Genomic DNA, 24,494 nt, shown 5'->3' with positions numbered 1-24,494 from the left:
TGGCGGACGAGCGTCAGCGCAGCCAGGCGGCGCGCTCGTCGTGCGCGAAGCGCGCCAGGGCGCGGGGCGGGCGGCCGGTGACGCGCTCGACGTCGCCGGTGAGGCCGGCGGCGAGGCCGAGGCGCGCGGTGGTGTAGATGCCGAGGGTGACCAGGGCCATCGCCGGGGGCATGCCGGTGCGGCGGGCGTGCCACCAGTACTGGAGCGCGGACGGCCGCACGTAGTCGACGGGGCGGCCCAGCTCGGCCGACAGGACGGACGCGACCTGGTCGTAGGTGAGGGCGTCCGGACCCGTCGGGGTGTAGGCGCGGCCGGCGTGGGCGTCGTCGGCGAGCGCGGCGGCGGCGACGGCCGCGACGTCGCGCACGTCCACGAACGCGGTCCGGCCGCCGCCCGCCGGGACGATGATCCGGTCGTGGTCGCGGACGTCGGCGGCGTGGGTGGTGCTGAGGTTCTGCATGAAGAACGACGGGCGGACGAACGTCCAGCCGTCGCCGGTCGCGCGCAGGTACCGCTCCAGCTTGTGGTGCGGGACGACGGGGTTGCGCTCGGCGCCCTGGAGCGACAGCAGGACGAAGCGCCGCACGCCGAGGCGGCGGGCCTCGTCCAGCGCCGGGACCATGTCGCGGGCGACGTCCGAGAGCTGCGGCGGCCGCACCACGAACACCGCCGAGGCGTCCTCGAACGCGGGCCGCCAGGTGGCGGCGTCCGTCCAGTCGAACCGGGCGGCCCCGCCTCGCGGGTGCGGCGTCGCCGCCCGCACCGGGACGCCCCGCTCCCGGAGATCCTCCAGCACGTACCGGCCGACGTTGCCGGTCGCGCCCGTCACCACGACACGCTGCTCCCCCATGTTCCCCCCGACCGGAGCCCTACCCCGGCTCCGACCTGGGGGAACATGGGGGCGCGCGTCAGTCCTCCACGACCGCCGGCGGGACCGTCCCGGCGTCCTCGGCGGGCCCGGCGTCCTCCGCGTCGTCGCGCATCGGGATCTGCTTGAGCAGCAGGGCCGCGACGATCGCGAGGGCGGCGAGCGGCAGCGCCGCCAGGAAGATGACGTGGAAGGTGTCGGCGAACGCGGCGGCGAGCCCGGTCCGCGCGGGCGGCGGCAGCTTCTTCACCTGGGCCGGGTTCTGGGTGAGGAACCCGACCGGCATCCCGGGCGGCAGGGCGCCGCGCGGGACGTGCGCGGCGACGGCGTCCGGCAGCCGGGCGTTCAGGATCGCGCCGAACACGCCCGCGCCGACCGCGCCGCCGAGGATGCGGAACAGCCCGGCCGACGCGGTGACGCTGCCGAGGTCGCGGCGGTCCACCGCGTTCTGCGCGACGACGACGAGGAGCTGCACCAGGCAGCCGAGGCCGAGCCCGACCACCACCATGAACAGCAGCGCCGTCGCCTGCCCGGTGTCCGGGGAGATCCGCGACAGCAGGAACACGCCGGCCGCCGCGACGACCGTCCCCGCGACCGGCCACCAGCGGTACCGGCCGGTCGCCGCCACCGCGTGCCCGGAGGCGATCGAGGTGGCGAGCACGCCGAGCTGGAGCGGCAGCACCAGGAAGCCCGAGTCGGTGGCGCTGACGCCGATGACGATCTGGAGCATCGCCGGCATGTAGAAGGTGAGGCTGAACAGGCTCATGCCGACCAGCAGCATCAGCACGAGCGCGACCGCCGACACCCGGTTGCGGAAGAACGCCAGGGGGACGATCGGCTCGGCGGCGCGGCTCTCGGCGAACCCGAACGCCGCGAGCAGCGCGACGCCCGCCGCCAGCAGCCCGACGACCTGACCGGACGACCAGGCGTACTTGGAGCCGCCCCACGACAGCGCGAGCAGCAGGCTCGCCAGCCCGCCGACCAGCAGCGCGGCGCCGAGCCAGTCGATGGCGGGCCGCACGGTGGCGCGCGGGACCCGCAGCGTCAGCCAGGCGATGGCGAGCGCGGCGAGCCCGACCGGCACGTTGAGCAGGAACACCCACCGCCAGCTCGCGTGGTCGGTGAGGTAGCCGCCGAGCCAGGGCCCGACGACCTGCGCGACGGCGAGCTCGGCGCCGATGTAGCCCTGGTAGGCGGCGCGGGACCGGGGGCCGGTGAGCGCGCCGACGACGACCACGACCATGGCCGTCATGCCGCCCGACCCGACGCCCTGCACGGCGCGGAACGCGATGAGCTGCCCGGTGTTCTGGGCGAGGCCGCAGGCCAGGGACCCGGCGACGAACACCGCGAGCGCGGCGAGGAACAGCGGGCGCCGCCCGTACAGGTCGCTGAGCTTGCCGAACAGGGGCGCGGCGGCGGCCGCGGCGAGCAGGTTGGCGCTGAACACCCACGGCAGGCTGCTCAGGCCGCCGAGCTTCTGCACGATGGTGGGGGCGGCGACCGCGACGGTCGTCTGGTCGAGGCCGACGACGAGCAGGGCGAGCAGCAGCCCGCCGAACACCACGAGGGTCTGGCGGCGGCCGGGCAGCGGCGCCTCGGCGGGGACGGGCGCGAGGGCGGTCACGGCTCCACCACCAGCGTCCCGGTCATGCCGGCGGCGCGGTGCGCCATCAGCGAGCAGTGGAAGGCGTAGGTGCCGGGGCGGTCGGCGCGCAGGCCGCCGACGGCGGTCTCGCCCGCGTCGGCCTGCACGTAGAAGCCGAGGTCCTCGATCTCCAGGTTGTGCATGACGTCGGTGGCGGTCAGCTCGATCGCGACGTCCTCGCCGGCCCGCACCCGCAGCCGGTCGGGGCGGAACGCCAGGCCCGCGCAGGACACCGGGATGCGGCGGGCGCCGGGCGCGGCGGGGCTGTTCGGCCGGTGGCCCATGAGGTCCAGGTCGGCCTTCTTGATGTCGAGCGTGCCCTCGGTGAGGCGGGCGGGCGCCTCGTCGGGGACGACGCCGCTGCCTTCGCATTCGACGGCGAGCTGCGTGCGGCCGGGGAACGACGTCCACATCTGCCCGCCGTACTCCAGCGGGACGAGCGCGAGCAGGCCGGTGGCGACGCCGTGCTCGATGACGAGGTGGTTGTTCAGGCCGGTCCAGCGGCCGCCGAGCCGCATGGCGTAGGCGAGCGGTTCGGCGGGCAGCCCGTCGGGCGGGGCCGGGCGGGACCGGACGGTGTCCTCGGTCGCGGCCGGGCCGGGGACGACGAAGTAGCCGTAGTTGTTGTGCGGCTGCGGGCCGGGGTGCTTGTCGGTGGTGTTCTGGTGCGAGGGCAGCGTCCGCATGCCGCCGGCGGTCGGGACGCGGCGCACCGGCGAGCTGGGGGCGGCCTCGTCGACGGGCGCGGTCAGGTAGCAGCGCATGGACGGCAGCGCGGGGTCGGGCTCGTCGGGCGCGGTGCCGCCGTAGTAGCCGGGCACCGCGACGTTGTGGACGAGCGGCATGCCGAGGAACCAGCCGTACAGGACGCGCTGGGAGGCGGGCGCCTCGTCGGCGTCGCGGGCGGGCCGGACCGTGCAGGCGACGCCGAGCGCGGCCGGGCCGTCCACCTCGACGCGGACGCCGGCGGGCGCGCCGCCGGGCTCCTCGGCGGCCTCCAGCAGCCCGGCGCGCAGCCCGTAGGCGATGGCGGGGTGGCTGTCCAGGGCGACGGTGACCGGTCCCATCACGATGGACTCGGCGAGGCCGTCGCGGGCGCGCACGGTCCCGGCCGGCGCGTGCGGGGAGGCGCCGACACGCAGCAGGCGGCCGGGACCGGCGCTCGGGGAGAGGCCGTCCGCGACGAGGCCCCCGGCGGTCCGGTACAGGGTCGGGCCGGGGGCGGCGGGCCCGTCCGGGGCGGGGGCGAGCCGCGCGGGCAGCCCCAGGTAGGCGACCGGCTCGCGGTCATCGGGTGCGGGCGTGTCGGGCGTGGGGCCGTCGGTGGTCATCGACGACATCACCGTCCTCGGTTCGGCGTGGCAGGGATCCCCGAAGCCGGGACGGCGGGGGCGTCCCGGCGCCGCCATGATGGGGCGGTGCCGGGCGCGCCGGGCAGGGCGGTGTTCTGGTCAGCGGACCCGGGCGGGGTCAGGTCCAGGCGCGGTGCTCGAAGCGGTCCTTGTAGTCGCGGGCCCACTGCTCGAAGGGGGTCGGGTCGCGGCCGAGGAGGGCCGCGAGCTCGCCGGTGAGGGGCTCGTTGCGGCCCGTGCGGGTGAGCGTGTAGACGATCGTCATGAACAGCAGGGTGTCGCGGGTGACGCCGCGGCTGCGCAGGCGCCGCCAGAAGCGCGGGTAGGACGGGCGGGCGTAGCGGACGGGGCGGCCGAGGACGTCGGCGAGGACGGCGGCGGCCTCGTCGAAGTCCAGCCGGCGGGGGCCGGTGAGGGTGTGGGCCGCGCCGCCCTCGAGGGCCGGGCCGGTGAGCAGGTCGAGGGCGACGGCGGCGGCGTCGCGGGCGTCCAGGAACGTGGTGCGCCCGCGCCCCGCCGGGATGAAGATCTCGCCGTGGTCCATGATGTCGACGCCGTGGGTGGAGATCGCGCGGCACAGGTTCTGCGAGAAGTAGCCGCAGCGCAGGAACGTGTGGCCGACGCCGGTCGCCTCGATGTGCCGCTCGACGGCGTAGTGGGGGACGAACCGCAGCCGGTCGGCGCCGGGCACGGTGATGTAGACGATGTGCTCGCACCCGGCGGCGACGGCGGCGTCGATGAACGGGATCATGCGGGTCTTGACGGTGCGCGGGTGCGGCAGCGGGAACAGCAGGAACAGCGTCCGCACGCCGTCCAGGACGGCGGGCCAGGTGGCGCGGTCGTCGTAGTCGAACGCCACCGCCGGGACGTCCTCGCCGTACTCGCGGGCGATGCGGCCGGGGTCGTGGGCGGCGACCCGGTAGGGGCCGGGGGCGGCCTCGCCGGCGAGCAGCCGGACGATCTCGGCGCCGACGTTGCCGGTCGGCCCGGTCACCACGATCACTGTTCCTCCCTCTCTCGTTCGTGCTCGGCGAGGCGCCGCGACACCTTCTCGGTCGCGGCGAGGACGGCGGGCACGAGGCGCCCGAGCCGGCTGCGGGAGGTGGGCGCGGCGACCGAGACGGCGCCGGCGACGTGGCCGCGGCAGGCCCGGATCGGCGCGGCGACCGACAGGTAGCCGACGCGGGTCTCCTCGCTCTCCACCGCGTACCCGTCGCGGCGGATGCGGGCGAGCTCGGTGCGGAGCAGCCGCGGCGCGACGACGGTGTGGCCGGTGAGGCGCGGCAGCGGCCCGGCGAGCAGCTCCTCGACGAGGCGGGAGGGGGCGTGGGCGAGCAGCACCTTGCCGGTCGCCGTGCAGTGCAGCGGCATCCGCCCGCCGGCGCGGGACGGGCGGGCGACGCTGCGGTGACCGCCGAGCTTCTCGATGTAGAGGACCTCGCCGCCGTCGCGGACCGCGCAGTGCACCGTCTCGCGGGTGGCCTCGGCGAGCTCCTCCAGGTAGGGCAGCGCGATGTCGCGGAGGACGCGGCGGCGCGGCGCGCGCTGGCCGAGCTCGAACAGCCGCAGGCCGAGGCGGTAGCCGAGCCCGGCGCGCTCCATGGCGCCCCAGGCGACCAGCTCCTGGCTGAGGCGGTGCACGGTGGCCTTGCGGAGGCCGGTGCGGCGGACGAGCTCGGCGAGCGACAGCGCCTCGTCGTCGGGCCCGAACGCCTCCAGGATGAGGCGGACCTTGCCGAGGACGGAGTCGGTGTCGGCCTCGCCGCCCGGAACGGCGGCGAGGGCGGGGACGGTGCGGACGGCGGACGCGGTGATCATGCTGAGCCTCCCTCGGCTCGGGTGAACTGCTGCAGGAGGTCGCGCGCCGTCCCGTCCAGGCGGGTGCCGGGCGCCTCGACGCCGCGCACGCCCGGCAGGGCGAGCAGGGCGGGCGCGACGAGGCCCTCGTGGCAGGCGGGGCGGCCGGGGCAGCCCGCGCACATGCCGGTGTAGCGGACGGCGGGCACGGCGCCGTCGCGGACGAGGCGGACGCCGCCGCCGTGCCCGCGCAGCACCGTGTTCAGCGCCCCGACGACCGCCGGGACGTCGGGGCCGTCAGGGTCGCCCATCGGCCTCCCCCTCCGCGCCGGGGACCGGGACGCCGAACAGGCGGGCGGCGTTCAGGCCGAGGATCTTGCGCTTGTCGTCGAGGGTGATCTGCGGGTAGCCGTAGCCCGCGCGCAGGTCGTCGGGGATCTCCAGGGCCATGAACGCCTCCAGGTAGGGGCGGGGCGGGCCGGCGAGCGCGGCCTCCGAGCCCCACAGCAGCCGGTCGGCGCCGACGCTCGCCAGCAGCTCGCCCATCTGCCGCTGGATCAGCCGGGGCCGGACGGGCAGGAAGTTGACGGTCGCGGACAGGGCGAGGTGGACGTTGGGGAAGCGGGCGGCGATGTTGACGCACTCGTCGAAGTAGGGCATCGCCAGGTGGTGGACGACGAAGGTGAGGTCGGGGAAGTCGCGGGCGGCGGCCTGGAGGTCGCCGGGGTGGAGCTGTTCGAGGTTCTCGGTGCCGAACGGGTTGCCCTTGTGGAACTGCAGGACGGTGATGCCGAGCTCGCGGGCCCGCTCGTAGATCGGGTAGGCGAGCTTCTCGTCGTCGCAGCGCCAGCCGCGCTCGACGTGCCCGTTGTAGAACTTCAGCGAGACCGCGCCGAGCTCGGTGACCTGCCATTCCAGGTGCTCCAGGGCGGCCGCGACGCCCCGGTGGCCGGGGTCGACGCCGCCGCAGAACAGGGCGCGGCCCGGGTAGGCGCGGGCGAACTCCGCTTGCAGCTCGACGGGCGCCCACCAGTCGTCGTACCAGTCGAAGACCGGGACGACCTGCGCCATCGCCACGTCCGTCGGCTCGGTGCCGGGCGGGTCGCCGAACACCATCGCGCCCATCGTCTCGGCGGCGAGGCGGGTGTCGAAGGCGGTGCGGTCGCCGTGCACGGCGCGCAGCGCGTCGCCGAGGCCGAGGGACATGCCGCGGACGTGCCGCGCCCACGGCGCCCCGGCCAGCAGGTTCGCCTCGCTCATGTCGTGCAGGTGCACGACCAGGTCGAACACGAAGACGTCATCGATCACCGGTCGCCTCCAGCACCACCCGGCCCCGCGCGCCGCCGGCGGCGAGGGCCTGCCAGGCGGCGGCCGCCTCGTCCAGCCGGTAGCGGTCCACGGCGAGGGTGAGGTCCCCCGCCGACAGGCGGGACAGGAGGCCGTCCGCGAGCGCGAACGCCTGCGGCGCGCGCCGGATCATGTTGAGGAACCGCAGGTCGACGTCGTGGACGCAGCGCGCCGGCAGGTCCAGCTCGACGCGCGTCCCGGCGGTGTAGCCGACGATCACGGCGACGCCGCCGGGCCGTACCGCGTCCAGCCGGGCCGGCAGGCCGGGGCCGCCGACGGTCTCGACCAGCGCGTCGTAGGGGCCGTCGCCGGCGCCCCCGTCGACGCCGCCGACGAGGACGCGCGCGCCGTCCGGGACGAGCGGCGCCCGCTCGGGCCTCGATACCAGCGCGGTGACGTCGGCGCCCGCCCGCAGCGCGAGCTGCACCGCGAGGGAGCCGACGGCGCCCGCGCCGCCGGTGACGAGGACGTGCTGCCCGGCGCGAACGTCCGCCAGCTCGTGCACCGACAGGTGCGCCGACGTCGCGGGCGAGAAGAAGCAGGCCGCGAGCAGCGGGTCCGCGCCGTCCGGCGCGAGGTGCACCGCCTCGTCGGGGACGGCGGCGTACTCGGCGGCGACACCGTCGCGGGCGACGCCGAGGCCGCCGCCGCGCAGCCACACCAGGGCGCCGCGCGGGAACGCGGCCGACTCCTCCACCCAGCCCGCGCCGTCGCCGCACGGCACGTACGGCAGCGGCGGGCGGCGCGGGAACGTGCCCGAAGCGACGCTGCGGTCCAGGTGGCCGAGCGCGGCCGCGGCCATCCGCACGAGCGTGGTGCCGGGGCCGGCGGCGGGCCTCGGCAGGTCGGCGGCGACCTCGGGGACGCGGCCGAACGCGCCGACCCGCAGGCCGCGCATCGTGGCGGGCGGCGCGGCGGTCACGCGTGCCGCCCGCCCATGCCGGGGGTGTCGGCGAACAGCGAGAAGTCGGGGTGGGGCTCGCCGCGCTCGATGTCGGGCAGGTCCGCGACGACGCCGGCGAGCCAGTCCAGCTCGGCGGGGTCGTCGAGGAGCGGGAAGAACACCACCTCGTCGGCGCCCTGGTCGCGGTAGCCGCGCACGGCGGCCTCGATGCCGTCGCGGCCGCGGGCGATGCCGGAGATGACGTGCTCGGGCGGGCCGCCGTGCTTGAGGTAGGAGGCGAGACGGGCGGCGGCCAGGTCGTCGGTCTTCTCGCTGGAGGCGTACCAGGTGCTCGCCACCAGCCGGGGGCGGCCGGTGCGCCCGGCGCCCTCCCACGCCTTGACGGTCGCGAACGCCTCGAAGGCGAACACCTCGGGCCGCAGGCCGCCGCTGACGAGGCCGTCGCCGTGCGCGACGAGGCGGCGCAGCGCCGGGTCGGACGCGCCGCCGATCAGCACCTCCAGGGCGCCGAGCTCGGGGCCGACGCGGTTGTCCTCGCCCTTCAGGTCGCGCAGGTCCTCCAGCGCGGCGAGCTGCTCGTCCAGGATGCGGCCGCGCCGCTCCCAGGGGATGCCGGCGGCCTCGTAGTCGTTGGTGCGGTTGCCGATGGCGACGCCGAGCGTGACGCGGCCGGGCGCGAGCAGCGCGAGGGTGGCGGCCTGCTTGGCGAACAGCGGCGTCGGGCGGAGCGGCGAGAGCAGCGCGGCGCTCAGCAGCCGGACGCGGCGGGTGAGGGCGGCCGCCGCCGCCAGCGTCATCATGATCTCGTGGTTGACGTAGACGTAGCGGTCGGCGACGCCGAGCGAGCTGAACGGCCCGTCGTCGATCTCGGTGATCCAGGTGCGCAGCGTCTCGCCGGAGCAGCCGGGCACGCCGTTGGGCAGCAGGACGCCGATCGGGTTGGTCATGCGGGGTCTCCTGATCAGTAGCCGTGGCGGCGGACGTGGGCGAGCGGCTCGCCCGCGGCGTGGCGGCGGATCTGCTCGCCGACCATGCGGTAGGCGCGGCCGCGCCAGTGCGCGGACGAGCCGGCGACGTGCGGGGTGATGAGGGCGCCGGGCGCGCTCCACAGCGGGTGCCCGGCGGGCAGCGGTTCGGGGTCGGTGGCGTCGAGGGCGGCGCGGACGCGGCCCGCGCGCAGGGCGTCCAGCAGCGCGCCGGTGTCGACCAGCGCGCCGCGGGCGGCGTTGACGAGCAGCGCGCCGGGCCGCATCCGGTCCAGGAACGCCGCGTCGACCATGCCGCGGGTGCGGTCGGTGGCGGGGGCGAGCAGCACGACGGCGTCGGCCTGCGGCAGCAGGTCCGGCAGCTCGTCCGGGCCGTGCACGCCGTCGCGCGGGTGCAGGGCGACGCCGGTCACGCGGGTGCCGAACGGGACGAGGCGCCGCTCCAGCGCCCGCCCGATCGAGCCGTGCCCGATGACCAGGACGTGCTGCTCGGCGAGGTCGGCGGAGCCGGGACCGGCGGCGTGCGCGGTGTTGCCCGCGGCGTCCCACTCCCCCGCGCGCTGGCGGTCCAGGTAGCGGGGCAGCTCCTTGTTGGTGGCGAGCAGCACCGCCACGATCCACTCGGCGACCGGGCCGTCGTGGACGGTCCCGGAGTTGCAGAGCGTGACGCCGTCCGGGAGCTTCGGCACCCAGTCCACGCCGGCGTTGAGGGTCTGCACGACCTTCAGGCCGGTGAGCTCGGGCAGCACGGCCGCGAAGCGGTCGCGCAGGCGCGGGTCGAGGACGCAGAACTCGGTGGCGGCGGGCGCCTCGCGGTCCAGGACGGCGAGCTCCACGCCGCCGGGCAGCGGGCCGAGGGCGTCGGGGGGCGCGTCGCCCGGCAGCAGCACGATCATGGCGTCACCTCTCCCGCAGCCCGGCGGCGATGAGCCGGGGCCGCAGCTCGCGGACGTACTGGTCGAGGCCGGCGTGGTAGTCCAGCCAGGACAGCGCGAGGCCGTCCAGCCCGGCGTCGGCGAGTTCGGCCATCTGCGCGACGACCGAGTCGGGGGTGCCGACGAGCGGCAGCGCGAAGAACCCGGCGATGGCGGCGGCGGCCATGCCGTCGGCGTCGAAGTCGCCGCTGGCCGAGTTCGGGATGAGCAGCCGGATGGCGTTGGCGGCGGCCTCCCGGTCACCGACCTCGTCCACCATCCGCGCGTACGCGCGGCGCGCCTCGTCCTCGGTGCCCGCGCACACCACGTGCGCTCCGGCGAACACCGACAGCTTGCGGCCGTGGTCGCGCTCCACCTGGGCTTTCAGCTCGGGGACGACGCGGGCGGCCTGCTCGACGCCCGGCACCATCGCGAAGGTGAGGTCGGCGTGGCGGGCGGCGAAGTCGCGGCCCGCCGGGCTGAACCCGGCGTTCATGATGACGGGGCGGCCGCGCTGCACGGGCTTCGGCTCCGACAGGACGCGGCGGGCGGTGAAGTAGCGGCCGGTGAAGTCGAACTCCTCCTCGGCGGCCCAGATCCGCTTGAGGAACGTCGTCCACTCGTCGGCGACGGCGTACCGGTCGTCGTGCTCGCGCTGCTCCAGCCCGAACATGCCGAACTCGTCCTCGTTCCAGCCCGCCACGACGTTCACCGCGAACCGGCCGCCGGAGATGTGGTCCACGGTGGCGATCTGCTTGGCGGCGGCGACGGGGTGGGTGACCGGGATGTGGAACGTCGCGAACACCTGGATGCGGCCGGTGACGGCGGCGATCCCGGCCGCCCAGGTGAACGACTCGAACGAGCGGTGGGCCTCGCGGCGCGCCGGGGCCGCCATGCCGCGCCAGCGGGCGACGGGGATCAGCGCCTCGATCCCGGCCCGGTCGGCGGCCTGGGCGATGCGGACGCTCTCGGTCCACGTCCCCTGCGGCGCCTCGGGCGCGTGCGTCAGGTTCGCGCCGCCCGCCATGTTCGCCGAGAACACCGCGAGCTTCAGCCGGTTCGGGCTGCCGAGCAGCGGCCCGGCGTACCGGTCGGCCGGCGCGCCGCCGATCATGACCGGAGGGCGGGCGGCCGGGTGTCGGCGCCGTCCGCGATCTCGGGGATGTGGCCGAGCGGCGTCGGCAGGTCCCGGCCGTCGGCGAGCCGGACGACGGGCGTCAGCTTCGCGCCGCCGTGCCGGGCCGCCATCTCGGCGTGCGTCTCGGGCGCGGGCCGGTCCTGGCGCAGGTGGTCGGGGCGGCCGTCGGGCTCGCGGAAGTGCGGGATGACCTCCTCCGCCATGATCTGCAGGTTCTTCATGACCATCCAGTGCGGCATCGACCCGAGCGGGCCGCCCGCGCTGATCGCCATGCCGAGCCCGTACTCCTCGATCATCCTCTCGTACGCCTCGATGACGGTCTGCGGGGAGCCGACGACGATGTAGCCCTGGTCGATCAGCTCCTCGTACTCCATCTCCCAGAAGTTCTTCACCCCGGCGGCCTGGCGGCCCTTGATGGTGCGCAGCATCGAGTCGGCGGTGTTGTAGCCGGGCGGCATCAGGTGGTGCATGGGGATCTTCAGGCCGGTGCGGAAGAACCACATGACGTGCGGCATGAACTCGCGGCGCGCCTGCTCGTCGGTCTCGGCGACGTAGGTCGGGACGACGCGGCCGAGCTGCGTCGGCGCGGCCTCGTAGCCGTACTTCTCCTGGCAGATCTCGCGGAACAGCTTGAACGACTTCTTGGTGAGCCAGTTCGACGTCGTCGTCTGCATGTAGGAGAAGCGGCGCTTGGCGACCTCGTCGATGGTGTCGGTGGAGCCGGTGCCGGGCATCCACACCGGCGGGTGCGGGTCCTGGAGGGGGCGGGGCCAGGGGTTGACGTGCTCGATGTCGTAGTGGTCGCCCTGCCAGGTGAAGGGGCCGGGCTCGGTCCACGCCTTGACGATGAGGTCGTGGGCCTCCCAGAAGCGGGCCTTGGACGTCGTCGGGTTCACGCCGGAGGAGTGGTACTCGGCGCCCATGCCGCGCACGTGCCCGGAGATGATGCGGCCGCCGGACACGATGTCGAGCATCGCGATCTCCTCGGCGACCCGCAGCGGGTTCTGGTGCAGCGGCAGCGCGTTGCCGATGACGCCGATGCGGATGCGGCTGGTGCGGGCGGCGAGGTGCGCGGCCCACAGGTTCGGGGCGTTGATGGTGCCGAAGGCGTTCTGGTGGTGCTCGTTGACGAGGATGCCGTCGTACCCGAACCGCTCGCAGGCGACGAGCTGGTCGAGGTTGTCGTTGTAGAGGCGGTGCGCGACCTGCGGGTCGAAGTACTCGTTGGGCAGCGTCACCCACGTCGACTCCAGCTCCTCGCCCGGCGGGATGTGCGGGTAGGGCATGAGGTGGAAGACGTGGAACTGCAGCCGGTTAGCCATGGGACACCTTCGAGACGAGCGAGGCGATGCGGTCCGCGGTCTCCGCGGGCCGCTGGAAGGGGAAGGCGTGGCCGCCGGGGACGGCGGCGGCCTCGGCGCCGAGCAGGTCGGCCCAGCGGTCGGTGTGCTCGGCGGGCACGACGCGGTCGTCCTCGCCCGCCACGACGAGGGCGGGCAGGCCGAGCAGCGGCAGCCGGTGCTCCAGCTTCAGGTCGTAGCGCATGTCCCAGATGAGGCGGGCCGCCGCGCCCATGTCGCCGTAGCGGCGCGCGAACCCCTCGGGGCCGCCCTGCTCGGGGGTGCCGGGGCCCGGGACGGCGCCCTCGACGGGCTCGCCGTTGAAGTACAGGTCGTCGTAGCCGGCGGGGTTCGCGATGAACACGTCGGCGATGGGGCGGCCGGGCACGCGCAGCCCGAACGGGGCGAGGACGGTGAGGCTCGCGACGCGGTGCGGGTGGGCGATCGCGAAGTCGGCGGCGAGCCAGCCGCCGAGGCCGTAGCCGGCGAGGTGGACGCGGTCCAGGCCGAGCGCGTCGAGCAGCGACCGGTAGAGCAGCACGACGTCGTAGCGGCCGGTCACCCAGCCGGGGCAGGGGGTGCCGCCGAAGCCGGGCGCCTCGGGCGCGATGACGTCGGCGTGCGCGGCGAGCGCGGCGAGCAGCGGGTCCGGGCCGGCGGGCAGCCAGTGCCCGTGCAGGAACAGCAGCGGGTCGCCCGCGCCGTCCCTGCGGTAGGCGACCGGCAGGCCGTCCACCTCGATCCGGTCGGGCTCGGCGGGCCGGCGCGCGGCGCCGGCCTCCAGGACTTCGCTCACAGGGTCTCCTTGTCGAGAAAGGCGAGGACGGCCGCGTTCCAGGCGTCCGCCGCCTCGATCTGCGGGCAGTGCCCGCAGCCGGGGAACAGCTCCAGGCGCGCGCCGGGGATGCGGCGCGCCGCCTCCCGGATCTGGCCGACGGGCTTCAGCCGGTCGGCGGTGCCCGCCGTCAGCAGGACCGGCACGTCGATGCGGTCGTAGTCGAAGGGGTCGCCGGGCGGCGGCGGGACGGCGCCGGGCGCGCGCAGCGCGAGCGAGGCGAACGCCTCGTAGGCGCCGGGGGCGAGCGCGGCCTCCAGCCGGGGCAGCACGGTCGCGTCGTCGTCGGCCCAGGCGGGGTCGGCGAACGCGAAGCGGACCTGCGCGCGCATCGACTCGGCCGTGCCGTCGAAGTCCATCAGCTCGCGCAGCACCGGTCCGGCGAGCGGCGGGCCGCCCGCGCTGACCAGCACCATCCGGCGGACGGGCAGCAGCGGGCGGGGCGAGGTGCGGTCGCGCAGCAGGTGCGAGCCGCCCATGGACAGGCCGACGACGTCGGCCTCGGCGACGTCCAGGGCCTCCAGCAGGCGGGCCAGGTGGCGCAGCATCCGGCCGGCGCGGTCGGCGAAGTCCACGATCTTGGCGGTGCCGCCGAAGCCGAGCCAGTCGGGGGCGATCACCCGGCGGCCGGCGGCGGCGAGCGGCGCGAGGTTGGCCGTCCAGGCGGTCGCGGCGCACTCCCCCCAGGCGCCGCCGTGCAGCAGCACCAGCGGCGGGCCCTCGCCGGCCTCCAGGTAGCGGGTGGTCGCGCCGTCGATCTCGGCGTCGAGGGCGCGGACGCGGACTCCGGTCACCACAACTCCTTCATTTGAATGACGACCGTCATGAATCTAACGAAAGGATGGCGCGACGGGAAGCCCCGTCTCGGTCAGCGGTCCTCGGACATGGCCGGAGGTCGGCCGGTGCGGTTGCATGACGACCGTGACAGAGAAGTTCGATTCCGCAGGTTTCCGCCGGGTCCTCGGCCACTTCCCGACCGGCGTCGTGGTCGTCGCGGCGATGGTGGACGGCCGCCCCGAGGGCCTCGCCGTCAACTCCTTCACCTCGGTGTCGCTGGACCCGCCGCTGGTGTCCTTCTGCGCCGCCGCGACGTCGTCGACCTGGCCGCGGCTGCGCCGCGCCACCGGCTTCGCGATCACGCTGCTCGGCCGGGACCAGGAGGACTGCTGCCGGGTCTTCGCGAGCAAGGGCGCCGACCGGTTCGGGTCCGTCGCCTGGACGCCCTCGCCGGCGGGCCACCCGGTCCTGGACGGCGCGCTCGCCTGGCTCGACGCCGAGCCGCACGCCGTCCACGAGGCCGGGGACCACGAGCTCGCGCTCGTCCGCGTCACCGCCCTCGGGTCCGCGGACGGGGGGCGGCCGCTGGTGTTCTTCCGCGGCGGCTTCACCGGCCTCGCGACGCCGCCCGCCCCGGCGCGGCACCCGGCCGACCCGCGCGGCCTGGACACCGACTCGCCCTTCTTCGACGTCCTGTCCGCCCGCCTCGGCGCCCCGTCGTCCTGACCGCTCGCGCGGGGGCGGCACAATAGCACCGAAAGCCCGCTCACCAGGAAGGACACCATGGCCGAAGGCACCCCGGCGGTCGTGCGGCGGCACCCGCCGAACGCCGTCATGAAGATCGTCAACCCGCTGATGCGGCGGTCGCTGCGGCGCGGCCGCGGCAAGCCCGCGCAGGGCCTGATGCTGCTGCGCTTCACCGGCCGCCGCTCGGGGCGCGCCTTCGAGCTGCCGGTGGCCCGCCAGCCCCTCCCCGAGGGGCTGTACGTGTTCACCAGCAGCCCGTGGCGCGCCAACCTGCGCGGCGGCGCCGACGTCGAGGCGGTCCTGGACGGCCGCGCCGTCCCGATGCGCGCGGAGCTGATCGAGGACCCGGCCGAGGTCGCCGACCTCTACCGGCGGCGCTTCGCCGAGGTCGGCGTCAAGGGGGCGGGCCGGCTCGGCGTCAAGCTGAACGTCGACCGCGAGCCGACGCCGGAGGAGCTGGCGGACGCCGCGCGCACCTCGGGCCTGTCGGCCGTCCGCCTCACCGAGCGCCCCGCCTAGCCGCCCGCCGCGAGGGCGGCGGCGATGCCGAGGTGGAGCATGTCGCGGGTGAAGTCGCAGGCGTAGCCGGTCCAGGCGTCGCGCAGCAGCTTCTCCGGGCCCGCGCCCGTGGTGACGCCGGTGGCGCCGTGCAGGCGGACGGCGCGCTGCGCGCAGTCGATCGCGGCGTCCACCGCGCGGGTCTTGGCGGCAGGGACGAGGACGGCGAGCTCCGCCGGGTCCGCGCCCTCGTCGAGCGCCCTGGCGGCCTCGTGGACGAGCAGCCGCGCGGCGCGGACCGTCACCGCCAGCTCCGCCAGCTCCAGCGCGACGGCCTGGTGCTCGCGCAGCGGGCGGCCCCAGCTCCGCCGCTCGGCGGTGTGCGCGCGGGCCAGGTCGGCGGCGGCGCGGGCGACGCCGACGAACACCGCGGCGAGCCCGACGGCCATGCCGGGCGTGCTCGTCATGAGCAGCCGCAGCGCCTGCCCCTCGGGACCGATGCGGGCGTCCTCGGGCACGCGGACGCCGTCGAGCACGACCTCGGCGTGGAAGCCGGTGCGCAGCCCGAGCAGGCGGCTGCGCGGCCCGAACGACAGGCCGGGGGCGTCCGCCGGCACCCAGAACGCGCTGGTGGAGTCGACGCCGGGCACGCCTTCGGCGGTGCGGGCGAACACCACGTAGGCGTCGGCCGCACCGGCGTTGGTGACCCATTGCGCTTTCGCGCCGTGCAGGACGTAACCGTCGCCGTCGCGAAGCGCGCGCGTCCGGTAGCCGGAGTCTGCGGACGGGGCGGGATTGAACAGTTCCGAGCCCGCGACGTCGGGTTCGTTCATCGCGCCAGCGAGGACGGTCCGGCCCGCCGCGACGTCCGGGAGCCAGCGCGCGCGCTGCTCGGGCGTGCCGGCGGCGAGCAGGAGGCCGGGGACGGTCATGGTGAGGTTCAGCCCGGCGGCGATGCCCGCGTCGGCGGCGCCGAGCTCCTCGGCGACCAGGGCGTTGTCGAGCTGCGTCCCGCCGCCGCCCCCGTACTCCTCGGGGATGAGCAGGCCGGTCAGTCCGAGTTCGGCCGCGCCCGCATACAGCTCGCGGTGCGTTTTCAGCGGGAGTTCGGCGTCGCCTTCGGGCAGTGCCGGGACGATGCGGCGGCGCGCGAAGTCGGCGACGGCCTCGCGCAGGGCGTGCTGTTCGGGAGTCACGGCATGGCCTTTCCGGTGCGCAGGCGGTCGATGCCGATCGCCACGATCAGCACCGCGCCGGAGACGACGTTGCTCCAGAACGGGCTCACCCCGGCGAGAGTCACGCCGTTCTGCAGGACGCCGAGGAACAGCACGCCGAGCAGCGTGCCGAGCAGCGAGCCCCGGCCGCCCATGAAGGACGTGCCGCCGAGCAGGACGGCCGCGCCGGCCGTCAGCTCCAGCCCGATGCCGGCGTCGGGCGAGGCGGAGGTGATCCGCGCCGCGCTGATGACGCCGGCGAGCCCGGCGAGCGTGCCGCACAGCGTGTAGACGGCCACCCGCACGGCGGTGACGTTGATCCCGGCGAGGCGGGCCGCCTCGGGATTGCCGCCGACCGCGTACACCATCCGCCCGAACCCGCTGTAGCGCAGCACCACCAGCGCGACGGCGAACACCCCGGCGGCGATCAGGACGGTCACCGGGACGCCCGCCACGTGCTTGGTCCCGACGCTGACCAGGAAGGAGTGCTGGTAGACGGTCTGCGACTGCCCGCCGGACCAGATCTGCGCGAGGCCGTGCAGCAGCGAGCCGGTGCCGATCGTCACGACGAGGAACGACAGCCCCGCCCGGCCGATCAGCAGGCCGTTGGTGGCGAACGCGGCCGCCAGGGCGACCAGCACGGCCAGCAGCATCGCCAGGGGCGCGGGCATCGTCCCGAGCAGCTTCCAGCAGACGATCGCCGAGAACCCCATCATGCTGCCGACCGACAGGTCGATGCCGCCGGTCAGCAGGACGAAGGTGAGGCCGACGGCGAGCAGCAGCAGCACGACGTTGAGCTCGGCGATGTTCAGGAAGTTGTCGACCGTCAGGAACTCCGGCTGCGTCACCGCGAGCAGCACCACCAGCAGCCCGAGGACGGCGAGCACCCCGAGGTACTGCGAGGTGGCCTGCGCGGCGCCCCGCGCCCGCGCCGCGCCGCGCGCGGGCGCCGCGTCGCGGGTCCGGTCGTCGGCCGCTTCAGACAGCGTCATCACGTTCCCCTCCGCCCAGCGCGAGCAGGGCGATCCTCTCTTCGGTGGCCTCGTCCCGGTCCAGCTCCCCCACCGGGCGCCCCTCGGCGAGCACGATGACGCGGTCGGCGAGACCGAGCAGCTCCAGCAGGTCCGAGGAGGCCAGCACGATCGCGGTCCCCTCGGCGGCGAGGCCGGTGACCAGTTCGTAGATGTCGGAGCGGGCGCCGATGTCGACGCCGCGCGTCGGCTCGTCGAGGAGCAGCACCCGCGGGCGGTGCCCGAGCGCCTTGGCGAGCACGAGCTTCTGGGCGTTGCCGCCCGACAGCGTCGCGACCGGGGCGTCCACCGACGCGCTGCGGACCCGGTAGTCGGCGACGGCGCGGTGCGCGCGCTCGCGGTCGGCGGCGCGGTCGGTGCGGCGCAGCGCCCGCAGCCACGGCACGGCGAGGTTGTCGCGGATGGAGTGCGCGGCGGCGAGCGCCTGCGCGAACCGGTCCTCGGGCACCAGCGCGATCCCGGCGCGGCGGGCCGCGCGCGGGGACGCCGCCGCCAGCGGGGCGCCGTCCAGCAGGACGCCGCCTCCCCGGGCGCGCCGCGCGCCCGCCAGCGTCTCCAGCAGCTCGCTGCGGCCCGCGCCGACCAGCCCCGCCAGCCCGACGATCTCCCCGGCGCGCACGCCGAAGGTGATCGGGTGCGGGGACCGGTCGGTGACCAGATCGCGGACGCCGAGCACCTCCTCCCCCACCGCGACGTCGCGCTTGTGGAAGTACTCGCCGAGGTCGCGGCCGACCATGGCGGCCGACAGCCGCTCGTCGGTCAGCTCGTCCGGGCCGAGCTCGGCGACGGTCGCGCCGTCGCGCAGCACGGTCGCCCGGCCGCAGGCGCGGCGGATCTCGCGGAGCCGGTGGGTGATGAGGACGACGCCGGTGCCGCCGGCGGCGAGCCGGTCGACGACGCCGAACAGGCGCTCGGGGTCGGGCATGCGGGTCGTCGCCTCGTCCAGCACGAGCAGCCGCGGGCCCGCCGCGAGCGCCTTGGCCAGCTCGACGAGCTCGCGCTCGCCGGGCGGCAGGGCGCCGGCCGGGGTCGCCGGGTCGATCCGCAGGCCCGCCCGCTCCAGGTACGGGGCCGCCTCGGCGGCCAGCGCGGACCGGCGGACCGGGCGGAGCGGCCCCCGGAAGCGGTGCAGCAGGACGTTCTCGGCGACCGACAGGCCGGGGACGAGCGTCGGCTCCTGCGACACCAGGCAGACGCCGGCGGCGAGGGCGGCGCGCGGGCTCCCGAACGCCGCCGGCGCGCCGTCCAGCTCGACGGTCCCGGCGTCGGGGGCGAGCGAGCCCGCCACGATCCGGGCGAGCGTCGACTTGCCCGACCCGTTCTCCCCGGCGAGGCAGACGACCTCGCCGGCCCGGACGACGAGGTCGGCGCCGCGCAGGGCGTGGACGGCGCCGAAGCGCTTGGCCGCGCCCGCCACGCGGAGCAGCGGCGGCCCCTCAGGGACGTCGGTCATCTCAGTCCAGCTTGACGTAGGTCTTGCCGGCCCGCTGCTCGAAGGCGACCTTGAACGGGTTGTCGACGCGCTGCGCGATCGGCTGCCAGCTGCCCGCGCCCGCCTTGTCGATCTTGACGGTGGGCACGGTGATCTCGGCGGGCACCTTGGCGCCGCAGAGGGCGCGCAGGGCCGCGTACGCCATCGCCTGGCCGGTCTTGTCGTAGGGCACGCCGAAGGTCATGCTGATCTTCCCGGCCTGCACCAGCGGGATCGCGTCCGGCTGCCCGTTGATGGACACGATGGCGGGCTTGAAGTCGCCGCCGATCGCGGACGCGGCGCCGATCGCGGACACGTCGTTGAACGTCCAGATGCCCTTGAGCTGCGCGCCGTACTTCTGCCGCCACGCCTCGGCGATGCCCTTGGCCGCGTCCGGGGTGATCTTCTGGTTGACCTGGCGGTCGACGACGTCGAGCCCGGCCTCCTTGGCGGCGGCGTCGAAGGCGGCCTTCTCCCAGTTGAGCAGCTCGGCGAAGCTCGGCCCGTAGATCGCGGCGACCTTGCCGCCGGCGGCGAGCGTCTTGAGCTGCCGGGCGCCCTCGGCGGCGGCGTACTCCACGTCGTCGTGGACGCTCGTGTAGTAGGGGCCGCCGACCTTGGTGTCGAGCACGATGATGGGGATCTTCTTCTGCCGCGCCTGGGCGAACGCGCCCTGGGTCGCGTTCGGGTCCACGGGGTTGGCGATGAGAACGTCCACGCGCTGCTGGAGCAGGGTCTGGATGTCGGAGATCTGCTTGCCGGGGTTGAGGTTGGCGTTGACCGGCCTCAGCTTCGCGCCGTACTTGCCGAGCGACTTGGTGAGGATCTTCTCCAGGGCCTGGAAGTTGGGGTCGGGCAGCGGCTCGCTGAACCCGACCGTCTTGCCCTTGGCGGCGGCGCAGCCGATGCCGTCGTCGCCGCCGGAGCCGCCCGCCGCCGTCTTCTTCCCGTCGTCGTCGCCGCAGGCGGCGAGGCCGCCGAGCAGCGCGGCCACCGCCAGTCCCGCCACGGCGCGTCGTGCTCGCACGGTCATAGCCACCTCCGGACAATCGTTCCTGTGACGAGCGTCACCCGAATGACGATCGTGGGCTCGGTTCTACCGCCGCCGCGTCGCCGGAGGTGAGGGCGCCGTTCCGCTGGACGGACCGGCCCCCGCCGGTTTCCCGCCCGCCCCCGCCGACCGGCACACTGGGTCCATGGACGCGACCGCGAGCGAGCACATCGACGGCGGCTGGACGGGCGCCACGCCGTCGATGGCGGCGTCGCCGCGGGCCGGCACCGCGGCCGACGCCGCCGGCGGCCGCCCGCGCATGCTGATCATGGACGTGTGCGGGGCGTACATGCGGCCGCTCGGCGGCTGGTTCGCCATCGCCAAGATCGTCCAGTTGATGAGCGAGCTGGACGTCGATGAGGCCGCCACCCGCTCGGCACTGCTGCGGATGCGCCGCAAGGGCCTGCTGGAGCCCGAGCGGCGGCGCGGCGCGCGCGGGCTGCGCCTCACCGACCACGCCCTCGACGCCCTCGCCGACACCGAGCGCCGCATCTACGGCCCGCGCCGCCCCACCTACCTCGGCGACGGCTGGGTGCTCGTGTCGTTCTCGGTGCCCGAGAACGAGCGCGCCAAGCGGCACGTCCTCCGCTCCCAGCTCTCCTGGCTCGGCTTCGGCAACCTCAGCAACGGCCTGTGGATGGCGCCGCGCCGCATGACCGACGAGCTGCGCACCACCGTCGCCCGGCTCGGCTTCGAGCGCTACGTCCTCGTCTTCGAGGCGCAGTACGCCGGGTTCCAGGAGCTCGCCGCCCTGGTCGGCGACGCCTGGGACCTGGCCGAGCTCGCCGGCCTGTACGCCGAGTTCGTCGACTGGTGCGCGCCGATCGCCGAGCACTGGGAGCGCGACCCCGGCGGGGACGCCGCGCGCGCCTTCGTCGACTACACCCTCGCGCTCTACCACTGGCGCAAGTTCCCCTACCTCGACCCCGGCCTGCCGCGGGACCTGCTGCCGCCCGACTGGGCGGGCCACCGGGCCGCCGAGCTGTTCTTCGGCCTGCGCGAGCGGCTGGAGCCCCTCGCGCTGGACCACGTCCGCCGGACCTGCGCCGCTCCCTGACGCGGGTCCGGTCAGCGGACCGGCGCGGTCCGGGGGGCGGACCCGCCCGGCCTACGGTGCCCGATGTGATCGAAGGATTCCGCGGACGGCTCGTCGCGCCCGGTGACGGCGGCTACGACGGCCTGCGCCGCGTCTGGAACGAGGCCGTCACGGCCCGCCCCCTGCTCATAGCGCGCTGCGCCGACGCCCGCGACGTCGCGCTCGCCGTCCGCCACGCCCGCGACCGGGGCCTGCCGCTGACCGTGCGGTCGGGCGGCCACAACTTCGCGGGGCGGGCGCTGGTGGAGGGCGGCGTCGTCATCGACGTGCGCGACCTCACCGGCGTCGACGTCGACCCGGCGCGCCGCGTCGCCCGCATCGGCGCCGGGCTGCGCTGGGGGCAGGTGGACCCCGCGTTGCAGGCGCACGGGCTGGCCACCGCCGGCGGCTCGGTGTCCAAGGTCGGCGTCCCCGGCTTCACCCTCGGCACCGGCCTCGGCTGGCTCGGCCGCTCCCACGGCCTCGCCGGCGACAACCTGCTCGGCGCCACCGTCGTGACCGCCGAGGGCGAGACCCTCGACGTCGGCCCCGACTCCCATCCCGACCTGTACTGGGCGCTGCGCGGCGGCGGTGGCGGCCTCGGCGTGCTGACCGAGCTGCGGATGCGGCTGTTCCCGCTCGTCCGGCCGGCCGCCGGGACGCTCGTCCACCCGCTGGCCGGCGCCGCGTCGGTGATCTCCCAGGTGATCGAGGCGACCGCGGATGCGCCCGCGTCGCTGAGCTGGGCCGCCGTCCTCACCTGCGCGCCGCCCGACCCGTTCTTCCCCGCCGAGGTGCGCGGGCGCCCGGTGCTGCTGCTCCCGGTGTTCTCCACCGCGGGCGAGGACGAGCACGTGGCGCGGCTGCGGCGCATCGGGCGCCCGCTGCTGGACACCGTCGGGCCCACCGACCTCTGCGCCTTCCACACCTCCACCGACGAGGCCGCCCCCGACGGCATGCGCTGGGACGTGCGGTCGGAGTGGCTGACCGGGCTGGACGGCGCGGCCGTCGAGCACTCCGTCAGCGCGATCGAGGAGGCGGGGTCGCCGCTCAGCGAGCTGCTGTTCCGCCCCCTCGGCGGCGCGATCGCCGCGCCGGACGCCCCCGCCACCCCCTTCTCCCACCGGGCCGCCGGCCACCTCGTCGAGGTGATCGCCAACTGGGCGGACGGCGACGGCGCCGCCGAGCGCGCCTGGATGGAGCGGGCGTGGGCGGGCCTGCGGCGCCTGTCGGCGGGCGGCCCGGACGTCAACCACCTCGGGCTGACCGAGGGCCCCGACCGCATCCGGACCGCCTACGCGCCGCAGGTGCTGGAGCGGCTGCTCGCCGTCCGCCGCGCCTACGACCCCGACGGCGCCTTCCGGTCGGTCCTGTCCGACGTCCACTGACCGAGCGGTCATCACCCGTCGAGATGCGGCGTGTTGGGCACTTCGGAGATCGAAAGTGCCCAACACGCCGCATCTCGACGACGCGTGACCAGAGGGTCAGCGGGAGGTCGGGGCGGGTTCGATGCGGCCCGCGACGGGGGCGAGGGCGATCGTGGCGCCGTCCGGTCCGGGGGCGGTGGCCGACAGGACGACCTCGTCGCCGTCTTCGAGGAACGCGCGGCGGCCCCCGTCCGCGAGCTTGAGCGGCTCGGCGCCGTTCCAGGTCAGCTCGATCAGCGAGCCCCGCTCGGCGGCGGCGGCGCCCGACACCGTCCCCGACGCGAACAGGTCGCCGGTGCGGAGGGCCGCGCCGTTCGCCGTCATGTGGGCGAGCATCTGGTCCGGCGTCCAGTACATCCCGGCGAACGGCGGCCGGGACACCGCCTCGCCGTTCAGCGCGACCTCCAGCATCAGGTTCAGCCCGGCCGCCTCCCCCCGGGCCAGGTGGGGCGACGGCGGCGGGTCCTGGCGGGGGCCCGCGACCCGCGCCGCGTCCAGCGCCGCCAGCGGGGTCACCCACGCGGCGACGGACGTCGCGAACGACTTGCCGAGGAACGGGCCGAGCGGCACGTACTCGAACGCCTGGATGTCGCGCGCCGACCAGTCGTTGACCAGCACCGCCCCGAACACGTGGTCCGCGAACGCCGCGCCGGGGACCGGCTCGCCGAGCCGCGACGGCGTCCCGACGACGAACCCGACCTCCGCCTCGATGTCGAGCCGCTCCGACGGGCCGAACACCGGCCCGCCCGGACGTCCCAGCAGCCCCCGGGGGCGCCGCACGGGCGTCCCGGACACCACCACCGTCCCGGCGCGGCCGTGGTAGCCGACGGGCAGGTGCCGCCAGTTCGGCTTGAGCGGCTCCTCGTCGGGCCGGAAGATCCGGCCGAGGTTGGAGGCGTGCTCCAGCGAGCAGTAGAAGTCGACGTAGTCGGCGACCTGGAACGGCAGGTGCAGGCGCACGTCTTCTATCCGGTGGAGGTGGGGCGCCACCGCGTCCGCGCGGCGCGGGTCGTCCAAAAGCTCGGTGACGCGGTCGCGGGTCGTCCGCCAGAACGCGGGGCCGCGGCTCATGAAGCCGTTCAGCTCGCCTGCGGCGAACACCTCGTCGTCGAGCACGGGGGCCAGGTCGAGGACGCGTCCGGCGATCCGCACCCCGACGCGCGGCGCGTCCGGGGCTTTCGAGAACACGCCGTAGGGCAGGTGCTCGATGCCGAACCCCGCCTGCTCCTCATCGAGCCAGACCATCACAGCGCACCTTTCGCCAGCCCGTACCGGGCGACCTGCTCGACCGGCTCGTCCGTGCTGCACGAGCCGTAGGACACCAGGAGCGCGCGCGTCCGCTCCGCCACATCGGCGGGCAGCGCCGCCAGCGCCGCAGGGACGTCCGCGCCCTCCGCGAAGCACTTGGCGACCTCCTCCGGACCCTCGCCCTGCACGGCGCGCGCCGTGGCCAGGACCAGGTTCAGGAAACCGTGATGCCGGAAACCCGTCGCGGCATCGACGTAGGGCAGCGCCCGGTGCAGGCCGGCGGTCGCCTTGAACGGCACACCGAGACCGGCGCACGCCGTCACGAACGCCGCCAGCTCCGTCCCCGCCGGGAACGCGCCCGCCCGCAGCCCGCCGCAACGCACCTTCGCGCCCCGGGGGGCCGCGGCGTCCCGCTCCCGCCATTCGGCGATCTGCCCGATCGCGGCGACCTGGTCCGGGCCGCGCACGGGCTCGACGAACACGGGCACCGGAACGTCCGCCGTCCGCTGCAGGACCGCCGCCACCGCGGCCCGCCCGCCCATGCCCAGCGGCACCTCGACCAGCTCGACGACGTGCCGGTCGGACTCCAGGGGCGGCAGCACACCGTCGAGGATCACCCCGACGCGGAGCCGCTCCTCGCCCGGACGCAGCCGGCCGGCCAGCTCGTCCCAGCGGCTCGCGGGGCAGAGGAAGCGGTGCGTCAGCATCGGGTGCGCCGCCGCGAGATCCCGGCGGTGCCGCGCCAGCGCGGCGTCCATGGGGAGGGCGGTGGGCGGGAACAGCCCGGCGTCGTCGACCAGACCGGCCAGGACGGGCGCCACTTCGGCAC

At 75.7% G+C, this 24,494-nt stretch carries 24 protein-coding genes; 4 read left to right on the top strand and 20 right to left on the bottom strand.

The genetic code is table 11. The features are described 5' to 3' along the window. Window positions 1–13: 13 nt before the first annotated feature. The 14 genes from K1Y72_RS26050 to K1Y72_RS25985 form a co-directional block, all read right to left on the bottom strand. Complete coding sequence (locus tag K1Y72_RS26050; RefSeq protein WP_220169110.1) at window positions 14–850, bottom strand: NmrA family NAD(P)-binding protein; 837 nt, start codon at window positions 848–850, stop codon at window positions 14–16. Window positions 851–908: 58 nt separating this feature from the next. Further along, the gene (locus K1Y72_RS26045; protein ID WP_220169109.1) at window positions 909–2,492 is read right to left on the bottom strand and encodes an MDR family MFS transporter; all 1,584 of its coding nucleotides are present in this window, start codon (window positions 2,490–2,492) and stop codon (window positions 909–911) included. Next, a complete protein-coding gene (locus K1Y72_RS26040) occupies window positions 2,489–3,853 on the bottom strand; it encodes a cupredoxin domain-containing protein (protein WP_220169108.1) in 1,365 nt (454 codons plus the stop codon). The genes K1Y72_RS26045 and K1Y72_RS26040 overlap by 4 nt, the downstream gene beginning before the upstream one ends. 130 nt (window positions 3,854–3,983) lie before the next feature. After that, the gene (locus tag K1Y72_RS26035) at window positions 3,984–4,868 is read right to left on the bottom strand and encodes an NmrA family NAD(P)-binding protein (RefSeq protein WP_220169107.1); all 885 of its coding nucleotides are present in this window, start codon (window positions 4,866–4,868) and stop codon (window positions 3,984–3,986) included. Next, complete coding sequence (locus K1Y72_RS26030; protein WP_220169106.1) at window positions 4,865–5,683, bottom strand: IclR family transcriptional regulator; 819 nt, start codon at window positions 5,681–5,683, stop codon at window positions 4,865–4,867. Before K1Y72_RS26030 ends, K1Y72_RS26035 begins: the two co-directional genes overlap by 4 nt. After that, entirely contained in the window at window positions 5,680–5,973 is a 294-nt protein-coding gene (locus tag K1Y72_RS26025) for a NifU family protein (RefSeq protein WP_220169105.1), read from the bottom strand. The genes K1Y72_RS26030 and K1Y72_RS26025 overlap by 4 nt, the downstream gene beginning before the upstream one ends. Beyond that, a complete protein-coding gene (locus K1Y72_RS26020) occupies window positions 5,960–6,970 on the bottom strand; it encodes an amidohydrolase family protein (RefSeq protein ID WP_220169104.1) in 1,011 nt (336 codons plus the stop codon). Before K1Y72_RS26020 ends, K1Y72_RS26025 begins: the two co-directional genes overlap by 14 nt. Further along, window positions 6,960–7,931, bottom strand: a complete 972-nt coding sequence (locus K1Y72_RS26015; RefSeq protein WP_220169103.1) for a quinone oxidoreductase family protein — start codon at window positions 7,929–7,931, stop codon at window positions 6,960–6,962. The genes K1Y72_RS26020 and K1Y72_RS26015 overlap by 11 nt, the downstream gene beginning before the upstream one ends. Further along, entirely contained in the window at window positions 7,928–8,860 is a 933-nt protein-coding gene (locus K1Y72_RS26010) for an LLM class flavin-dependent oxidoreductase (RefSeq protein WP_220169102.1), read from the bottom strand. The genes K1Y72_RS26015 and K1Y72_RS26010 overlap by 4 nt, the downstream gene beginning before the upstream one ends. Before the next feature lie 14 nt (window positions 8,861–8,874). Beyond that, on the bottom strand, window positions 8,875–9,795 hold the full coding sequence (locus K1Y72_RS26005) for a 2-hydroxyacid dehydrogenase (RefSeq protein ID WP_220169101.1): 921 nt from the start codon (window positions 9,793–9,795) through the stop codon (window positions 8,875–8,877). Between the two features lie 4 nt (window positions 9,796–9,799). Then, the gene (locus tag K1Y72_RS26000) at window positions 9,800–10,927 is read right to left on the bottom strand and encodes an LLM class flavin-dependent oxidoreductase (RefSeq protein ID WP_220169100.1); all 1,128 of its coding nucleotides are present in this window, start codon (window positions 10,925–10,927) and stop codon (window positions 9,800–9,802) included. Beyond that, a complete protein-coding gene (locus K1Y72_RS25995; RefSeq protein WP_220169099.1) occupies window positions 10,924–12,273 on the bottom strand; it encodes an LLM class flavin-dependent oxidoreductase in 1,350 nt (449 codons plus the stop codon). Before K1Y72_RS25995 ends, K1Y72_RS26000 begins: the two co-directional genes overlap by 4 nt. Continuing rightward, window positions 12,266–13,087, bottom strand: a complete 822-nt coding sequence (locus tag K1Y72_RS25990) for an alpha/beta fold hydrolase (protein WP_220169098.1) — start codon at window positions 13,085–13,087, stop codon at window positions 12,266–12,268. The genes K1Y72_RS25995 and K1Y72_RS25990 overlap by 8 nt, the downstream gene beginning before the upstream one ends. Then, window positions 13,084–13,920 carry an alpha/beta fold hydrolase gene (locus K1Y72_RS25985; protein ID WP_220169097.1) on the bottom strand — a complete coding sequence of 279 codons (837 nt, stop codon included), beginning with the start codon at window positions 13,918–13,920 and terminating at the stop codon, window positions 13,084–13,086. Before K1Y72_RS25985 ends, K1Y72_RS25990 begins: the two co-directional genes overlap by 4 nt. Window positions 13,921–14,038: 118 nt before the next feature. On the opposite strand from K1Y72_RS25985, the gene K1Y72_RS25980 reads away from it, so the two are divergent. Together K1Y72_RS25980 and K1Y72_RS25975 are read left to right on the top strand one after the other, a co-directional pair. Further along, window positions 14,039–14,629 carry a flavin reductase family protein gene (locus tag K1Y72_RS25980; protein ID WP_220169096.1) on the top strand — a complete coding sequence of 197 codons (591 nt, stop codon included), beginning with the start codon at window positions 14,039–14,041 and terminating at the stop codon, window positions 14,627–14,629. 57 nt (window positions 14,630–14,686) lie between these two features. Next, window positions 14,687–15,169 (top strand): hypothetical protein, encoded by a 483-nt coding sequence (locus K1Y72_RS25975; protein WP_220169095.1) that lies wholly within the window; start codon window positions 14,687–14,689, stop codon window positions 15,167–15,169. On the opposite strand, the gene K1Y72_RS25970 is transcribed toward K1Y72_RS25975, so the two are convergent. The 4 genes from K1Y72_RS25970 to K1Y72_RS25955 are packed head-to-tail and all read right to left on the bottom strand — an operon-like array spanning window position 15,166 to window position 19,891. After that, complete coding sequence (locus K1Y72_RS25970; RefSeq protein WP_220169094.1) at window positions 15,166–16,344, bottom strand: acyl-CoA dehydrogenase family protein; 1,179 nt, start codon at window positions 16,342–16,344, stop codon at window positions 15,166–15,168. The two genes, K1Y72_RS25975 and K1Y72_RS25970, sit on opposite strands and share 4 nt — an antisense overlap. Beyond that, entirely contained in the window at window positions 16,341–17,354 is a 1,014-nt protein-coding gene (locus tag K1Y72_RS25965; RefSeq protein WP_220169093.1) for an ABC transporter permease, read from the bottom strand. Before K1Y72_RS25965 ends, K1Y72_RS25970 begins: the two co-directional genes overlap by 4 nt. Continuing rightward, window positions 17,341–18,846: a sugar ABC transporter ATP-binding protein gene (locus K1Y72_RS25960; RefSeq protein ID WP_220169092.1), complete on the bottom strand. Its 1,506-nt coding sequence runs from the start codon at window positions 18,844–18,846 to the stop codon at window positions 17,341–17,343. Before K1Y72_RS25960 ends, K1Y72_RS25965 begins: the two co-directional genes overlap by 14 nt. 1 nt (window position 18,847) lies before the next feature. After that, window positions 18,848–19,891, bottom strand: a complete 1,044-nt coding sequence (locus K1Y72_RS25955; RefSeq protein WP_220169091.1) for a sugar ABC transporter substrate-binding protein — start codon at window positions 19,889–19,891, stop codon at window positions 18,848–18,850. A gap of 169 nt (window positions 19,892–20,060) precedes the next feature. On the opposite strand from K1Y72_RS25955, the gene K1Y72_RS25950 reads away from it, so the two are divergent. Next, window positions 20,061–20,972, top strand: a complete 912-nt coding sequence (locus K1Y72_RS25950) for a PaaX family transcriptional regulator (protein WP_258573761.1) — start codon at window positions 20,061–20,063, stop codon at window positions 20,970–20,972. Window positions 20,973–21,037: 65 nt separating this feature from the next. Then, a complete protein-coding gene (locus K1Y72_RS25945; RefSeq protein WP_220169090.1) occupies window positions 21,038–22,378 on the top strand; it encodes an FAD-binding oxidoreductase in 1,341 nt (446 codons plus the stop codon). Between the two features lie 96 nt (window positions 22,379–22,474). Here the strand turns inward: K1Y72_RS25945 and fahA are convergent, their stop codons facing one another. Together fahA and K1Y72_RS25935 are read right to left on the bottom strand one after the other, a co-directional pair. After that, on the bottom strand, window positions 22,475–23,662 hold the full coding sequence (fahA, locus tag K1Y72_RS25940) for a fumarylacetoacetase (RefSeq protein ID WP_220169089.1): 1,188 nt from the start codon (window positions 23,660–23,662) through the stop codon (window positions 22,475–22,477). Further along, window positions 23,662–24,494: hypothetical protein (locus K1Y72_RS25935; protein WP_308287234.1), on the bottom strand; the 833-nt coding region annotated here is incomplete at its 5' end. The genes K1Y72_RS25935 and fahA, both read right to left, overlap by 1 nt.

It is taken from the genome of Actinomadura parmotrematis, from assembly GCF_019458805.1.
In the GTDB taxonomy this organism is placed as follows: domain Bacteria; phylum Actinomycetota; class Actinomycetes; order Streptosporangiales; family Streptosporangiaceae; genus Spirillospora; species Spirillospora parmotrematis.
The sequence above is the reverse complement of the archived record's forward strand: the minus strand, read 5'-3'. Positions and strand labels throughout refer to the sequence as shown.

Bases quoted from the DNA above. Each gene is read 5' to 3' on its own strand.
- K1Y72_RS26050 (WP_220169110.1), bottom strand. From the start codon at position 850: ATGGGGGAGCAGCGTGTCGTGGTGACGGGCGCGACCGGCAACGTCGGC.
- K1Y72_RS26040 (WP_220169108.1), bottom strand. From the start codon at position 3,853: ATGTCGTCGATGACCACCGACGGCCCCACGCCCGACACGCCCGCACCC.
- K1Y72_RS26030 (WP_220169106.1), bottom strand. From the start codon at position 5,683: ATGATCACCGCGTCCGCCGTCCGCACCGTCCCCGCCCTCGCCGCCGTT.
- K1Y72_RS26025 (WP_220169105.1), bottom strand. From the start codon at position 5,973: ATGGGCGACCCTGACGGCCCCGACGTCCCGGCGGTCGTCGGGGCGCTG.
- K1Y72_RS26010 (WP_220169102.1), bottom strand. From the start codon at position 8,860: ATGACCAACCCGATCGGCGTCCTGCTGCCCAACGGCGTGCCCGGCTGC.
- K1Y72_RS26005 (WP_220169101.1), bottom strand. From the start codon at position 9,795: ATGATCGTGCTGCTGCCGGGCGACGCGCCCCCCGACGCCCTCGGCCCG.
- K1Y72_RS26000 (WP_220169100.1), bottom strand. From the start codon at position 10,927: ATGATCGGCGGCGCGCCGGCCGACCGGTACGCCGGGCCGCTGCTCGGC.
- K1Y72_RS25995 (WP_220169099.1), bottom strand. From the start codon at position 12,273: ATGGCTAACCGGCTGCAGTTCCACGTCTTCCACCTCATGCCCTACCCG.
- K1Y72_RS25980 (WP_220169096.1), top strand. From the start codon at position 14,039: ATGACGACCGTGACAGAGAAGTTCGATTCCGCAGGTTTCCGCCGGGTC.
- K1Y72_RS25975 (WP_220169095.1), top strand. From the start codon at position 14,687: ATGGCCGAAGGCACCCCGGCGGTCGTGCGGCGGCACCCGCCGAACGCC.
- K1Y72_RS25965 (WP_220169093.1), bottom strand. From the start codon at position 17,354: ATGACGCTGTCTGAAGCGGCCGACGACCGGACCCGCGACGCGGCGCCC.
- K1Y72_RS25960 (WP_220169092.1), bottom strand. From the start codon at position 18,846: ATGACCGACGTCCCTGAGGGGCCGCCGCTGCTCCGCGTGGCGGGCGCG.
- K1Y72_RS25950 (WP_258573761.1), top strand. From the start codon at position 20,061: ATGGACGCGACCGCGAGCGAGCACATCGACGGCGGCTGGACGGGCGCC.
- fahA (WP_220169089.1), bottom strand. From the start codon at position 23,662: ATGGTCTGGCTCGATGAGGAGCAGGCGGGGTTCGGCATCGAGCACCTG.